The sequence below is a fragment of the Pontibacter populi genome (genome assembly GCF_019336435.1).
Lineage (GTDB): Bacteria > Bacteroidota > Bacteroidia > Cytophagales > Hymenobacteraceae > Pontibacter > Pontibacter humidus.
Genome location: NZ_JAHWXQ010000002.1, coordinates 771582 through 786026, shown reverse-complemented (window position 1 = coordinate 786026; position 14445 = coordinate 771582). Strand labels below are relative to the sequence as shown.

The following is a 14445-nucleotide window of genomic DNA, read 5'->3' as shown; positions in this document are numbered from 1 at the left end:
ATTTCCAATTTTTAATTCACAATTTCTAATTACTCATGTATGCGTAGCTTGGCAAAGCTCAGGAGAAGGGTTTTTTCACCTACTTCATCAAAATTTATAGTTGCTTTTACGCTGTTGCCCTGTGTATCTACCAGGGTTACTACGCCAAAACCGAATTTAGGGTGTTCTACCTTCATACCAGCTGCAAGGTTGCTGGTGTCGCTTGGCTTAAAATCGGCAGGGGCGGTGTAGGCTGTTGCAGCTTGTTTGCGCGGCGGTGCCTGCACCAGACTGCTGATACTGCTCTTGCGCTGCAGAACACGATCCAGCATGCTGCCTGAAGCCGTATTTCCAGCATCACCATATTTAAAGTTCAGGTACTTCGGATCGATCTCATCTAAGAAGCGGCTCTTTTCGCAGGCCCGCAGGTTGCCCCACTGGTAGCGGCTGGTAGCGTAAGTTAAGTATAGTTTCTTTTCGGCACGCGTAATAGCTACATAGAACAAACGGCGTTCTTCTTCCAGGTCGGCGCGGGAATTCAGCATCATCTGGCTTGGGAAGAGGTTTTCTTCCATACCAACTATAAACACGTTCTTAAACTCCAGTCCTTTTGCTGAGTGAATGGTCATCAGGGTTACAAACTCGCCATCCAGGTCAGCTTTGGTATCAGCATCGGTAATAAGAGCAATGTCCTGCAGGAATGCGGACAGGCTTTTGTCTTCCTTCTCCGGATCATCTACATATTCCTTTATACCGTTGAGCAATTCCTGTATGTTTTCGTAGCGGGCAAGGCCTTCTACGGTTTTATCCTGGTACAGGTCATCTACTATACCCGAACGTTTGGCAACGTGTTTGGCAACTTCAAAGGCGTCGTTTTGTTCGGCCATAATGGCAAACTCACGGATCATCATCGAGAAGTTTTCGATAGCCGTTCCTACGCGGTTACCCAAAAATTCAGTAGCATTCTGCACCACTTCCCAGACAGAATGATTCGCTTCATCAGCTGTTACAAAAAGCTTCGATTCTGTAGTTTCACCGATACCACGTTTCGGATAGTTAATTACACGACGCAGCGCCTGTTCATCGTTATGGTTTACTGTCAGGCGCAGGTAAGCGATCAGGTCTTTGATTTCTTTACGCTGATAAAACGACAGGCCACCTACAATTTTGTACTTGATGTTCATGCGGCGCAGGGCTTCTTCCATAGCCCTAGACTGCGCGTTGGTGCGGTATAGGATAGCAAAATCGTCGTAGGAGAGGTGGTTGTTCATCTTCTCTTCGAAAATGGACGTGGCCACCAGTTTGCCTTCTTCGTTATCCGAGTTTGCCTTTATTACTTCAATAAGCGGACCCTGCTCGTTATCTGTAAAAACATCTTTGCGCAGCTGTGCCGTGTTGTTTTTAATAACCGAATTGGCCGCGTGAACTATATTTTTGGTTGATCTATAGTTCTGCTCCAGTTTGAATACTTCCAGCTCCGGGTAGTCGCGCTCAAAGTTAAGTATGTTCTGAATATCAGCCCCACGGAACGCATAAATTGACTGTGCATCATCACCAACCACTACAATATTGCGGTTCTGGGCAGCCAGTTTACGCGTGATCAGGTACTGTGAGTAGTTTGTATCCTGGTACTCATCCACCATCACGAATTTAAAGATGTTCTGGTATTTGTTCAGCGCATCAGGATGGTCGCGGAAAAGTACGTTGGTCTGGAACAAGAGGTCATCGAAATCCATAGCGCCAGCCTTAAAACAGCGGTTCTGGTACTGCTCGTAGATCTTGCCAATCTTCGGGCGCATGGCTGCTTCGTCGTCGGCTTGTATCACCGGATCGCTCATGTACTGCTTATGCGAGATCAGTTTGTTTTTGGCAGAAGAGATACGGCCCAACACTACGTTTGCCTTGTATAGTTTGTCATCCAGGTTCATCTCTTTCACAATGTTACGAATGAGTGTTTTGGAGTCGTCGGTATCGTAAATGGTAAAGCTTTTCGGGTAGCCTATCTTGTCAGCTTCAGCACGGAGTATGCGTGAGAAAACCGAGTGGAAGGTACCCATCCAGATATTTTTGGCTTCGTTACCGATCACTTTCTCGATACGGTGACGCATTTCTTTGGCCGCCTTGTTGGTAAAGGTAAGGGCCAGTATGTTAAACGGATCTACCCCTAAACTGATAAGGTGGGCTATCCGGTAAGTAAGTACTCTTGTTTTGCCTGAGCCGGCACCCGCAATGATCATGGCCGGGCCTTCGGTGTGAAGTACTGCCTTGCGTTGCGACTCGTTCAATAAACTAATATAATCCATTTGTTCTCTTCCGCGTGCGTCTTTAAAAATCTATGCAATTTACGAATACAAATCCGTATTCAGAACCGCCAGTGTAAATTGGTAGCTATAGTTAGCTTATGAACAATACTAACTTGAAAAGCGTTTTATAGCAGGCCAAATAAAAAGGCCCGGAAATTGCATGTATCACCACAGCTATAGTTCCGGTTTGAAATAGAGGCTGTTTATAGTTACTTTTGCCTGATAACAAACTCCTTAATAAGAAGAATTTTACTGATGATATATCAAAAATATCGCACTATCATACCCGCCATGAAAAACCTATTGCTGCTTGCCCTGTTCGTTTTTAGCGCACAGTTAAGCCCGGCACAGAGTAAACCGACCCCGAAAAACGGGAAAGCAACTATAAATAAATCCACCACAACTCCGAAAGCAGCCACTCCGAAACCAGCTGCTAAAACCAATACTGCTACAGCAGCGCCTAAATCGGCTGAGAAAGCGCTGGAAAAACTGATCTGGCAAACACCAGCCATGCAGGAGGCTATGAAATACTATACGTCGCTACAGTTTAACCAGGCACATGTAAAATTTAAACAAGCATTTGCGGAAGGCGAGAGCGATGCCCTTTATTTCCTGGGCCGCATGCACCAGTACCGGGAGTTGAAGTACGATTCTGTCAAGATCGATACGTTGCTGGAGATCCAGAACCGCACAAAGTTTTTCTCAGCCAACACCGATTCTGCCCGTTTTTACTACGAGCGAGCGATAGAAGAAAATAGTGTGTTGGGTCATTTAGGTTTGGCAGAGCTGATGATACTCCGAACGGAGGAAGACAAGCAGGACTTTTTACAGAAAATGCGAACAGCAGCTATAGTTATCCGTGAGAAAGCGGTGGAAGGCGACGCTTTTAGTAACCGCATGTTGGGTAGCATGTATTATACCGGCTACGGCGAAATGAAGGACCTTGGCTATGCCTTTAACTATATGAACCGTGCCGCCAATAGAGGTGATGTGGTGTCGTATACCTACCTGGCTAATTTGTACCTGGATGGGGAAGGAGTAAAGCAGGATAAAGAGAAGGCGATCTTCTGGTTGAAGAAAGGCGTTGAAGCCGGCGACCGTGAAGCACTTTATACCCTTGGTCTGTTGTACGAAGAAGGAACTGTAGGAGAGCCAAACCTGGATGAAGCACGCAACCTATACCGAAAAGCTATTTCAAAAGGGAGTGTTAGTGCCTACGAGCAGCTCCGCTACATGAACCAGTCAGCCGACCAGAAGCTAGTAATTGCTGCTATAAACCGTAACCCTGATATGCTGGAACGTGCCCTTAAAAACAAGGCCGATGTAAATACCACTGCTATTCCGGATGATTACGAAGCTGAAGAGTTACACGGCCGAACACCGTTGATGAATACCCTTTACATTCCGTTGTTGCTGGAAGATTACGGTGTGATATATCAACCCGAAGTACGACCGGCCATGGCTGGTATCTTGCTGCGCAAAGGTGCCAATGTTAATGCCCAGGATAAAGATGGCCGCACTGCACTTCACCATACCGTTGCAGGTGCCCGCATCAGTAATTCGCAGTTATTCGAGCAGGAGCAGGTACAATTGCTGGATACCTTGCTTAAATACAAAGCCGATCTGAACATAAAAGATAAAGAAGGGAACACTGCGCTTACAGCAGCGCTACAGTCTACCAACGGGCAACACATAGGCATTATGGAGCTTGAAAAGCTGCTGGCTTCCGGCGCAAACCCGAACCTGCAGAACAACGAAGGTAAGACACCTCTGATACTGGCTTGTGAACTCAACTCAAACTTCGAGATAATTCTGGCTCTGATACAGGCCGGTGCCGACCCTAAACTAAAAGACCAGTCCGGTAAAACCGCTATCGACTATACCAAACAAGAAAACGTAACCAATATTCTAATGGCTGCCGGTTCGCCTGGCAAACAGAATTAGGGGTTTTGATTTAAAGCTTAAAAGGTGACTGCGTGAAAGTGTGGTCACCTTTTTTGTTTTTCGGGAGCAGGGAATATGTTTGTTGCTATAGTTGAGTTTAGAGCTTTATAGTTGCACTTAGTGCTGACGAGCGTCTTCGCTCGTGACTTGGGATGGTGTTGAGTCTCCTGACTCAACTGGCTCGGCAGGGACAGGAATTGTCTGAATCAGGATTTACAGGATTAAAGGATTAGGAGGATTGGGCTTTATGCTATAACTGGGGTAAATGTTTTATAGTTACTGCTTCTCTGCTGCCGCAAGTTTTCAACTTGTGGTTTACTAAGGTGTTGAGTTTGTAACTCAACTGGCCCGATAGGGACAGCCAAAAGTAGTGGCGCTGGCTAAAGTTTTATAGTTGCGGTTTTAACCCACCCCTGCCCCTCCCAAGAGGGGAGTTTCGGCTATAGTTATAGTTGGTATCTATAGTTCTATAGTTACAACTCATGATCAGGACAGGTTTACCTGTCCCTTCGAAATTATTGCCACGATAAATCTCGAAGCGTGAAATTCCATACTATAGATGCTGGTAACTATGCGAAAGATCACAGTCTTCGGGTTGAGCGCCTTGTAGATTTGGGGTGCCGTTAGGCATTGCGACGCAGGAGCAAAGCAAATGTACACCGCGCGATGCCCGAAGACGAGGCCTCCCGGCCATGAGGGCACCAAAGCTGAATTGAAACAGTAGGTGAGTAAAGCTCCCAGGATTAAAGAAGGCTATGAAAGAAAAGGCTTGGTTCGAATTGTAGTAATATCAACTATAAGCTGAGATAGATTTCTCACTGGTTCGAAATGACAAAAGAGAAACTATAGAAGGCATATTTCTCACTTTGTTCGAAATGACAATAAAGTGTAAGGCAACTATAGAACATAAAAGATCTCTTGGCTGAAGCTCCGAATGACTAAAGAAGTATGAATACACCTCACATAACTTAAACATCTTCTAAACTATTTTCTGGTTACCTTTGTCTCTTTAAACACAGGAAGCGCAGTTCCCTTCCGATTGCTTTAGTAGAATATGATAGTCCTTCAGAATACCGTCATCAGCGACGACATCCGCGATAACTCTTTTGTTTGTAACCTTGAGAAATGCAAAGGTGCCTGTTGCGTAGAAGGCGACCTGGGCGCTCCGCTGGAAGAAAGTGAGCTGGCGATATTGGAGGAAAGTTACGAGCACATTAAACCTTACATGACCGGTGCCGGCAAACTGGCAGTGGAGGAGCAGGGGCTTTACATCAAAGATTTTGAAGGCGACTACTCCACACCAACTATAGAAAACCGTGAGTGTGCTTACGCACTTTATGACGATAAAGGTATCCTTAAATGTGCGATTGAACAGGCCTATTACGATGGTAAGATCAGCTGGAAAAAGCCGATATCCTGCCATTTATACCCTATCCGGGTTACGAAATACGATGATTTTGAAGCTCTGAACTATGACCGTTGGAGCATTTGTGCTGCAGCCTGTAATTTTGGTCAGGACTTAGGCGTAAGAGTGTACCAGTTCCTGAAAGAGCCGCTTATCCGAAAGTATGGCGAAAGCTGGTACAACGAGCTGACACAACTGATGGAGGAAGAACCAGAGAAAGTTTAGCCCAGCTATAGTTTAAAATCCGAGAGCGGGATGCAGTTTAATACTGTATCCCGCTTTTTTTATGGCATTGAGTTATTATATGCTTGTAGTTTGCTTTATATGTTAAATAGATAAATGGTTAACAAAAAAGCCGGTACAAATGCACCGGCTTTTTTGTTTATCGTTAGAACTACTTAGTCTAGCGATTTGAAGTCGAAATTGTCGAGGTAAGCAGTTGTGAAGTTACCTTCTTTAAAGCCTGGGTCATCCATCAGTTTCAGGTGGAAAGGTACAGTTGTCTTGATACCCTCGATCACGAACTCGCTAAGAGCACGCTTCATTTTAACCAATGCCTCTTCACGGGTTTGTGCGCTCACGATCAGCTTGGCGATCATAGAGTCGTAGTTTGACGGGATCGTGTAACCTGAGTATACATGAGAGTCAACGCGAACACCATGGCCACCTGGCACATGCAGGTTTGTAATCTTACCCGGGCTAGGTCGGAAACCATGCTTTGGATCTTCCGCATTAATACGACACTCGATGGCGTGCATTTTAGGGTAGTAGTTTTTACCGGAGATTCGCTCGCCGGCAGCTACCTTAATCTGCTCCTTAATCAGGTCGTAATCAATAACTTCTTCTGTAATAGGGTGCTCTACCTGGATACGCGTGTTCATCTCCATAAAATAGAAATCACGGTTCTTGTCTACCAGGAATTCTATAGTTCCAACACCTTCGTAGTTAATAGCTTTAGCACCGGCAATGGCTGCCTGGCCCATACGCTCACGTAGATCATCGGTAATAAACGGAGAAGGAGTTTCTTCTACCAGTTTCTGATGACGGCGCTGGATAGAGCAGTCACGTTCTGAAAGGTGCGCTACGTTGCCGTACTGGTCACCGATCAGCTGAATTTCGATGTGGCGCGGTTCTTCAATGAATTTCTCCAGGTAAATACCATCGTTACCAAAGGCTGCGGAAGCTTCTGTACGGGCATCGTTCCACATTTTCTCGAACTCAGACTCGTCTTTGATGATTCGCATACCACGGCCACCACCACCGGCGGTTGCTTTGATAATTACCGGATACTTGATCTTTGCAGCAAGCTTGATGCCTTCTTCAAAAGACTTTAATAAGCCCGGAGAGCCTGGTATAGTTGGTACACCTGCTGCTTTCATAGTGTCTTTCGCCGAAGACTTATCACCCATCTGGTTGATCATGTCAGGAGAGGCACCTATAAACTTAATGTTGTTTTCAGCGCAAATGCGCGAGAACTCAGCATTCTCAGAAAGGAAACCGTAGCCCGGGTGAATTGCGTCTGCATTAGTGATTTCGGCAGCAGCAATAATGTGCGGGATATTCAGGTAAGACTGTGAACTCGGTGCAGGGCCAATGCAGACTGCTTCATCAGCAAATCGCACGTGCAGGCTTTCCTTGTCGGCAGTAGAATAAACCGCTACCGTCTTTATGCCCATCTCTTTGCACGTACGAATAATTCGCAGTGCAATCTCGCCCCGGTTGGCAATTAATATTTTTTTAAACATGATTTTCAATTAGAAATTAGAAATTAGAAAAAAGCCAGGAGAGGACATGGAGTCTTTAAATCCCAGCTTATAATTTTTAATTTTTAATTTTTAATTAGGATGGATCTACCAGGAACAATGGCTGATCGTACTCAACTGGTGTAGCGTTATCTACCAACACCTTCACAATCTTACCCGATACTTCAGACTCGATCTCGTTGAACAGTTTCATAGCTTCGATGATACAGATCACCTGGCCTTTTTTTACTTCATCACCCACATTCACGAAGATAGGAGATTCCGGGCTTGCAGCACGGTAGAATGTACCGATCATTGGCGCCTTGATAGCAACATATTTGCTGTCGTCGGATGCCGGAGCAGGAGCAGCTGGTGCAGCGGCCGGAGCCTGCGGCGCAGCGGCAGCCGGGGCAGGAGCAGCAGGAGCATGGTGAGATGGCTCACTCACATACTTTACCTTCTGGGCAGCATCACGCTGTACCGATATCTTGAATTCTTCTGTTTCAATGTTGACTTTGTTCAGGCCGGATTTGGCGATGAAGTCGATAAGGTCCTGGATTTCTTTAGCTTTCATGTGTTATTTTACTCTTTCTGCGTAAGAATAAGTACGAGTGTCTACTTTTATTTTTTCGTCCTGACCAATGAAAAGAGGCACCTGTATAGTTGCACCTGTCTCTACAATGGCTGGTTTTGATGCGTTTGTTGCGGTATCGCCTTTAAGACCCGGCTCTGTATAAGTAATTGTTAACTCTACAAAAGGAGGTATCTCGCAGGTAAGCGGGCTTTCAGTTTCTGCATGGAAAAGGATCGTTACTTCCTGGCCTTCTTTCATCAGGTCAGCAAACGGTACCATCACTTCTGGTAACGCTAACTGCTCAAAAGTGCTCATGTCCATAAAGTTGTAGCCCATGTCATCTTTGTAAATGAACTGGTGTGGGCGCTGCTCTACGCGGGCAGTTGTAATTTTATGGCCTGCCGAAAAGGTGTTATCTAATACTTTACCACTTCTGATATTTCTTAGTTTGGTTCTTACAAAGGCAGGGCCTTTGCCTGGCTTTACGTGCTGGAAATCTATTACCTGGTAAAGGTCGTTGTTGTATTCGATCACAACGCCGTTTTTAATATCAGCTGTGGTTGCCATATAGTATTCTGAATCGTGTTGTACTTAAATGAAACGATAAAAGTATAGCGCAAAACTATGTTCTGCAAACAAAGTTAGTCAATCTGCCGGATTTGTTTTGAAAAAAGGTATGATTTTAAGTTGCTTTACTCTCATTTAGTTAATATGGTATGCATGCGTAATATTTTCTATACTATAGCTGTAGAGCCCATTTATAGTTCAAACCTATTCTATTTTCAGGCTAAGCTTAAACTTATGTTCGGAGACTGGTGCCTGAGCAGGAAGCCGCTGCCAGTAATTTCATAGCACTTGCTCTATAGTTCTTATCATACTGTTTCGTCTCCCGTTCTCACTTTCATTACTGTCTGAACTATAGTTTACCTCATATAACTTTTAAAGTTTAAAGTGTTGTTTTTCATGATGTTGTACCTGTTTTGTAACGGATATAACTATAGTACATCTAATTACCAGAACTTTAATTTTAAAGGAGGGTAATATCATGAACACAGCAACCAGTATTTCAACAGACCGCGTACACACAGTGTGGTCGATTCTAAAGTATACTTATGCCGTAGTGCCCATTGTGGCAGGTTTAGATAAGTTTACGCACCTGCTCACCAACTGGGACAAATACCTGAGCCCTGTCGTTGCCGACATCATTCCGTTTAGCCCGCACACTTTTATGCTTATAGTTGGCGTGATCGAGATTATTGCCGGTGTTTTAGTTTTACTGCGCCCAAGAATAGGAGGGTATATTGTAGCTGCCTGGCTGGTGGGTATAGCTATAAACCTGATAACTACTGGCGAGTATTTTGATGTTGCGGTGCGTGACCTGGTGATGGCCATCGGCGCGTTTTGCCTTGCTAAACTATCTGAAGCTGATAGACCAGAAGGCGGTATGGCCGAGCGGGCAGACTATGGCAGAGGCCAGATGATCGGGTAAAATCTAGTTTAATGTTGTTGGTTTGGTTTAAAACAAAAAGCGGCTGTCGGGCCGCTTTTTTGTTAACCTGATTCAGGTAGGTTATTTAACTCTGAAACCTATTGCTACATTCAGAATTTTAGGGTTTGAAAGTTTAAATCCTTCGTTTTCAAGTAAAGCCGAGAATCTGAATTTATTTACATACATACCAATTCCAACACTTGGGAACGGCATAAGATCTGCTGAATTAAATTCGTGAGTCATCTGAGTAGTAAATCCGATGCTAAAAAAAGGTACAGTGGTAGAGATGATCGGATCTTTTAAGTTATACTGCACTGAGAAAGGCAACCGGACAGAATGTATAACCACATCTTCTATTTCAGGATCTTTTGAGTCTGTCTTACGAAGATAATACATGTAGTTCAGGCCTAATTTTGTAGAGTATTTTCTACTTTCGCCAGGTTGTATGATGTCCCAGAAATAACCCACTGAAACCCCCTGTCCGCTAACGTTAGCCGGCTCTTTGGGGATGTATAGTTGCGCGTAAGATAGCTCTGGCCCACGTTTAACAATAGCCTTTGCTTCATAAACGTGAAGTGTGCTTTGCTGAGCCGGTGATTTACACGTGTTATATGCTGTTACAGCTTCAAGGATAGCCTTATCATTGAAGTTTAATCTATCCAGATTAATTTTAAGATTTTCACAATCGTTAAACGCTGCCTTCAGCATGCCAATGTACCTCTTGTTCTTGCTAACATGTATGCCAATTATTGTCTCATATAATCCTAAAGTATAATCAGTTGTATCTTTTTGGAGAACATACAAAAAGGTGTTTCCTTTGGATGTAATTATTGATTGCTCTTCCTGGGGTATGGGCAACTTATACAGATCAGTGTAGCCACTGAGAATTAACTTAGCAAACCTTTTATGGTATGTTACATTGGAGCCCTTTATTATCTCCACTCTTACTGTAGTAAAACGAAATCCTGTGTTGTTAAATCCAAATCCAGTTATATCTCCCGGCAAATAATTTTTAACAATTTCTGAGTTAATGTCCGTCTTAAATTGTACCGAATTGCTGAGGTCCAGGTCAGAAGCGCTTTTTATGTACCCCCGTATCGTATCCTGGCTGTTTATTATATATCCTTCCTCAAAGGCACTGGTCTGGGCGTTAACTTTAATGATGGAGACCGAAAAGAAGATGAAAAGAAGTGTAAAGAGTTTGTTCATTTAGAGCATTATTTTGGATAAACTATAATTCAGGGCAATAAAAAAGGTGATCTTATGATCACCTTTTAAATATATATTAAATATTTAATATCTAGAATTATTATTTCGTATCGTAGGCCCACTTCAAATAAATAGCACCCCATGTAAAGCCACCACCAAATGCTGCTAATATCTAGTTTAAAGTTGTTGGTTTGGTTTAAAAGAAAAAGCGGCTGTGAGGCCGCTTTTTTATAGTTAGTTATAGTGGTATTCGAAGTGCATCATCCAATCTAATTCCTACTCCAAAATTAAACAACGTCATTCCTTTCGTGAACCTGGTATTTTCAATTCCCACCGAAAGCCTTAACCGATCGTAAAACATCCCAATGTTAACGCTTTGCATTATTTGCAGCTCATCAGAGACCTGTGCAGTAGCTCCAAAATTTATAAATGGAATAAAGTCAGATTTAAGATCTTTTATAATATTATACTGTAGAGCCACCGGAAACCGGAGATAAATTACCGATTCAGTGATTGGCTCATCCCGAGAATTTATGTCTTCATAATCATAGAGCATAAAACCTATCCCCAATTTCCCGGATACATGCCTGGACTTATCTGTGTGCATAACATCCCAGAAGTACCCTAAAGCATATCCTTCTCCCGCATAGTCTTCCTTTTTGGAAATAGAGCCTTTTGCATAAGAACCCTCAAACCCATGTTTAATAAGTGGCTTTGGTTTAATTGTATAGATGTTAGATATAGAAGCAGGAGCTTTGCAGGTGTTATACTTTTTGACTTCCTCTATAATACTTTCGTCGTCAAAAGGCAGCCTGTCTAAGTTATCCTCATAGGTTTCGCAGTCTACAAAAATTGCTCGCAATATAACTCTGTACCTGTTATTGGTTCTTATCGTTCCATTATTGTATGTCTCATATACACCTAGGGTATGGTAAGCACCATCCTTTTTTAAAACATACACAAACGTATTCTGCTTCTGTATTTCTATAGATAGTTCGTTTGTAGGTAATTCTAATTTATAAAGAGAGGTATAGCCGCTCAGTAATAGTTTTGCAAATCGCTCGACCTTATGTGTAGTAGCACCTTTTATTATATCTGCAATTACAGCAGTATGAATTATACCCGTGCTTTCAAAAGTGAAGGAGGTAATTTGTTGTGGTGTAAAAGTAGTTATGGTTGGGGCGGCCAGGTTTTCTTTGAACTCAATAGATTGGGTTAAATCCAGGTCAGGAGCATTTTTTATATAACCGGAAATTGTGTCGCCGTTCTGCACAATATACCCTTTTTCGAAGAGATTGACCTGGGCATTTACATGAAAACAAGTAACTAAAAAGAAGATAAAAAGAAGTGTAAAAAGTTTGTTCATTTAGAGCATTGTTTGGGATAAATAATAATTCAGGGCAATAAAAAAGGTGATCTTATGATCACCTTTTAAATATACAATATTTTGAATTATTATTTCGTATCGTAGGCCCACTTCAAATAAATAGCACCCCAAGTAAAGCCACCACCAAATGCTGCTAATACAATGTTATCACCTTTTTTCAGCTGGCTTTCATACTCCCACAGGCAAAGCGGAATAGTGCCGCTGGTGGTGTTACCATATTTATGGATGTTAAGCATTACTTTTTCGTTGCTCAGCCCCATACGGTTAGCTGTAGCTTCAATAATGCGTTTGTTAGCCTGGTGCGGTACCAGCCATGCCACATCTTCACCGGTCAGGTTATTACGCTCCATTACTTCTGCAGATACATCAGCCATACCTTTAACGGCAAACTTAAATACCTGCTGACCTTCCTGGTATGCATAATGCTCACGAGCCTGCACTGTTTCTATAGTTGCTGGTTTGCGGCTACCGCCTGCTTTCATGTGCAGGAACTGTGCACCTGTTCCGTCTGATTTTAGAACTGAATCTATAATACCGAGGCCTTCTGTGTTTGGCTCCAGCATTACAGCACCGCCACCGTCACCAAAAATAATGCAGGTAGCCCTGTCGGTATAGTCTACTATGGAAGACATTTTATCGGCACCAACTACAATCACTTTTTTATACTGACCAGTCTCTACAAATTTAGATGCTGTAGCCAGGGCAAAAAGGAAGCCGGAGCAGGCAGCCTGCAGGTCATATCCAAATGCATTAACTGCGCCTACTTCTGCTGTAATAAGGTTAGCCGTTGCCGGGAAAACCATATCAGGGGTAGTGGTAGCACAGATAAGGAGATCAACTTCTTCAGGTTTTGTATTCGTCTTCTTTAGTAAGTCAAGTACTGCCGGTACTGCAATATGAGATGTGCCTTTGCCTTCGCCTTTTAAGATACGCCTTTCCTTAATGCCGGTACGGGAAGTTATCCATTCGTCATTGGTTTCCACCATTGTTTCGAGCTCCTTGTTGGTAAGCACGTATTCTGGGACGTAGCCTGCTACACCTGTAATCGCGGCAGTAATTTTACTCATCTTTAAAAGGTATTAGGTTGTTAGATTAAGGCGGGCAAGTTACAAAAAAAAACTTGGCACAAACTCTCAGTACCTTAAAAAGATAACTGCTAAAGTTTATGCCAAGTTAAAATTGTGGCAACAAGCGCCACCGATATTATTCGCTATAGTTCTTTCTGAAACGCTCAGACAGGTTAGTAGCTACCATTTTCTGGGCCTGCAGCACCATATTGCAGATTGCAGTAGGAGTAGAAACTCCGTGGCCAATAACTGCATTACCGTTTATTCCTAAAATAGGGCTTCCGCCTTCGGCTTCATAGTTAAACTTATCGAAGAAAGGATCATGCATTTTCTTCTCATTCAATATGTCATAAATAGACTCTGCCATTTTTAAGATAATGTTACCGGTATAACCGTCGCAAACAATAACGTCTGCTTTATCATTAAAAACGTCGCGGCCTTCTATGTTGCCGATAAAGTTTATAGTTTGATTTACCTTTAAGCGCTGGTGGGCAGCCTGTGTGTTCACAGTACCTTTGCCTTCCTCTTCGCCCAGGTTCATCAACCCAACTTTAGGATTTTTGATATCGAGTACATACTTGGCGTAAATTGAGCCAAGTTCTGCAAACTGCTCCAGTACTTCCGGTTTGCAATCTGCATTTGCACCAACATCCAGCATAATGCCGTAACCACCCTTTAATTTCGGAACAAGCCCGGCTATAGATGGTCTTAAAATTCCTTCTATAGCTTTAACGCTGAACATGGCCCCTACAAGCATGGCTCCGGTATTTCCTGCGCTGCAGAAAGCATCTGCTTTCCCGGCTTTCAGTAATCCATAACCGACTGCTATGCTGGAGTCCGGTTTTTGGGTAAGGGCTTTGGTTGGGTGTTCGCCCATCTCAATTACCTGGCTGGCATTAACCACTTTAATGCTTTTGCCAGTATACCCGTATTCTTGTAATAACTGCTGTACAATAGTCTCTTTGCCTATAAGCAAAATTTCATATTGTTCAGGAAGCTGCTTTTCGGCAAGTATGGCACCTTTAACTATAGCCTCCGGTGCATAATCGCCACCCATTGCGTCTAAGGCGATCCTCATGTAGTGGTTGATGTTAAACTATACAGTACTAAATAGCAGCTAAAGCTTACTGAGCGTTAGTTGTATAATTTTTGATTGCAAGTTTGCCTTTGTGGAACAGGTCACCTTCAACTACATAAGCGTGGTGGAAAAGGTGCGGTGTATCCGTAGTAGGGCAGATCGCAATGGCTTTCTCAGAAAGTTTATAATGAGTTCTTCTCTTATCTCTTCTGGTCTTCGAAATCTTACGTTTAGGATGTGCCATTTTTTAGTTAAATATTTATTTACT

12 protein-coding genes are annotated in these 14445 nt (G+C 43.2%); 3 read left to right on the top strand and 9 right to left on the bottom strand.

The features are described from left to right. Window positions 1-29 precede the first annotated feature (29 nt). Window positions 30-2282 carry an ATP-dependent helicase gene (locus KYK27_RS09905; RefSeq protein ID WP_199109858.1) on the bottom strand — a complete coding sequence of 751 codons (2253 nt, stop codon included), beginning with the start codon at window positions 2280-2282 and terminating at the stop codon, window positions 30-32. 291 nt (window positions 2283-2573) lie between these two features. Between KYK27_RS09905 and KYK27_RS09900 the strand changes: the two genes are divergently transcribed. Next, window positions 2574-4226, top strand: a complete 1653-nt coding sequence (locus tag KYK27_RS09900; RefSeq protein ID WP_199109857.1) for an ankyrin repeat domain-containing protein — start codon at window positions 2574-2576, stop codon at window positions 4224-4226. Between the two features lie 1054 nt (window positions 4227-5280). Beyond that, window positions 5281-5856: a DUF3109 family protein gene (locus KYK27_RS09895; RefSeq protein ID WP_199109856.1), complete on the top strand. Its 576-nt coding sequence runs from the start codon at window positions 5281-5283 to the stop codon at window positions 5854-5856. 173 nt (window positions 5857-6029) lie between these two features. Here KYK27_RS09895 and accC read toward each other — a convergent pair whose 3' ends face one another. The 3 genes from accC to efp form a co-directional block, all read right to left on the bottom strand. Beyond that, on the bottom strand, window positions 6030-7376 hold the full coding sequence (gene accC / locus KYK27_RS09890; protein ID WP_199109855.1) for an acetyl-CoA carboxylase biotin carboxylase subunit: 1347 nt from the start codon (window positions 7374-7376) through the stop codon (window positions 6030-6032). 94 nt (window positions 7377-7470) lie between these two features. Continuing rightward, window positions 7471-7947 (bottom strand): acetyl-CoA carboxylase biotin carboxyl carrier protein, encoded by a 477-nt coding sequence (gene accB / locus KYK27_RS09885; RefSeq protein ID WP_199109854.1) that lies wholly within the window; start codon window positions 7945-7947, stop codon window positions 7471-7473. Between the two features lie 3 nt (window positions 7948-7950). Then, complete coding sequence (gene efp, locus KYK27_RS09880; RefSeq protein ID WP_199109853.1) at window positions 7951-8514, bottom strand: elongation factor P; 564 nt, start codon at window positions 8512-8514, stop codon at window positions 7951-7953. A gap of 478 nt (window positions 8515-8992) precedes the next feature. Between efp and KYK27_RS09875 the strand changes: the two genes are divergently transcribed. After that, complete coding sequence (locus tag KYK27_RS09875; protein WP_199109852.1) at window positions 8993-9436, top strand: tRNA (5-methylaminomethyl-2-thiouridylate)-methyltransferase; 444 nt, start codon at window positions 8993-8995, stop codon at window positions 9434-9436. An 81-nt stretch (window positions 9437-9517) separates the two neighbouring features. Here KYK27_RS09875 and KYK27_RS09870 read toward each other — a convergent pair whose 3' ends face one another. The 5 genes from KYK27_RS09870 to rpmF all read right to left on the bottom strand — a co-directional run bounded on the left by KYK27_RS09870 (window position 9518) and on the right by rpmF (window position 14421). Beyond that, window positions 9518-10645, bottom strand: coding sequence for a hypothetical protein (locus KYK27_RS09870; protein ID WP_199109851.1), 1128 nt, complete (start codon window positions 10643-10645; stop codon window positions 9518-9520). A 238-nt stretch (window positions 10646-10883) separates the two neighbouring features. Continuing rightward, window positions 10884-12011: a hypothetical protein gene (locus tag KYK27_RS09865; protein WP_199109850.1), complete on the bottom strand. Its 1128-nt coding sequence runs from the start codon at window positions 12009-12011 to the stop codon at window positions 10884-10886. Window positions 12012-12100: 89 nt separating this feature from the next. After that, on the bottom strand, window positions 12101-13099 hold the full coding sequence (locus KYK27_RS09860) for a beta-ketoacyl-ACP synthase III (protein WP_199109849.1): 999 nt from the start codon (window positions 13097-13099) through the stop codon (window positions 12101-12103). A gap of 136 nt (window positions 13100-13235) precedes the next feature. After that, window positions 13236-14177, bottom strand: a complete 942-nt coding sequence (gene plsX, locus KYK27_RS09855) for a phosphate acyltransferase PlsX (protein ID WP_162426977.1) — start codon at window positions 14175-14177, stop codon at window positions 13236-13238. A gap of 46 nt (window positions 14178-14223) precedes the next feature. Continuing rightward, window positions 14224-14421, bottom strand: a complete 198-nt coding sequence (gene rpmF, locus KYK27_RS09850; protein WP_162426976.1) for a 50S ribosomal protein L32 — start codon at window positions 14419-14421, stop codon at window positions 14224-14226. Window positions 14422-14445 lie beyond the last annotated feature (24 nt).

Coding starts and splice junctions, on each gene's coding strand:
- plsX (WP_162426977.1), bottom strand. CDS start 14,177: ATGAGGATCGCCTTAGACGCAATGGGTGGCGATTATGCACCGGAGGCT.
- efp (WP_199109853.1), bottom strand. CDS start 8,514: ATGGCAACCACAGCTGATATTAAAAACGGCGTTGTGATCGAATACAAC.
- KYK27_RS09875 (WP_199109852.1), top strand. CDS start 8,993: ATGAACACAGCAACCAGTATTTCAACAGACCGCGTACACACAGTGTGG.
- KYK27_RS09900 (WP_199109857.1), top strand. CDS start 2,574: ATGAAAAACCTATTGCTGCTTGCCCTGTTCGTTTTTAGCGCACAGTTA.
- accC (WP_199109855.1), bottom strand. CDS start 7,376: ATGTTTAAAAAAATATTAATTGCCAACCGGGGCGAGATTGCACTGCGA.
- accB (WP_199109854.1), bottom strand. CDS start 7,947: ATGAAAGCTAAAGAAATCCAGGACCTTATCGACTTCATCGCCAAATCC.
- KYK27_RS09860 (WP_199109849.1), bottom strand. CDS start 13,099: ATGAGTAAAATTACTGCCGCGATTACAGGTGTAGCAGGCTACGTCCCA.
- KYK27_RS09870 (WP_199109851.1), bottom strand. CDS start 10,645: ATGAACAAACTCTTTACACTTCTTTTCATCTTCTTTTCGGTCTCCATC.
- rpmF (WP_162426976.1), bottom strand. CDS start 14,421: ATGGCACATCCTAAACGTAAGATTTCGAAGACCAGAAGAGATAAGAGA.
- KYK27_RS09895 (WP_199109856.1), top strand. CDS start 5,281: ATGATAGTCCTTCAGAATACCGTCATCAGCGACGACATCCGCGATAAC.
- KYK27_RS09865 (WP_199109850.1), bottom strand. CDS start 12,011: ATGAACAAACTTTTTACACTTCTTTTTATCTTCTTTTTAGTTACTTGT.
- KYK27_RS09905 (WP_199109858.1), bottom strand. CDS start 2,282: ATGGATTATATTAGTTTATTGAACGAGTCGCAACGCAAGGCAGTACTT.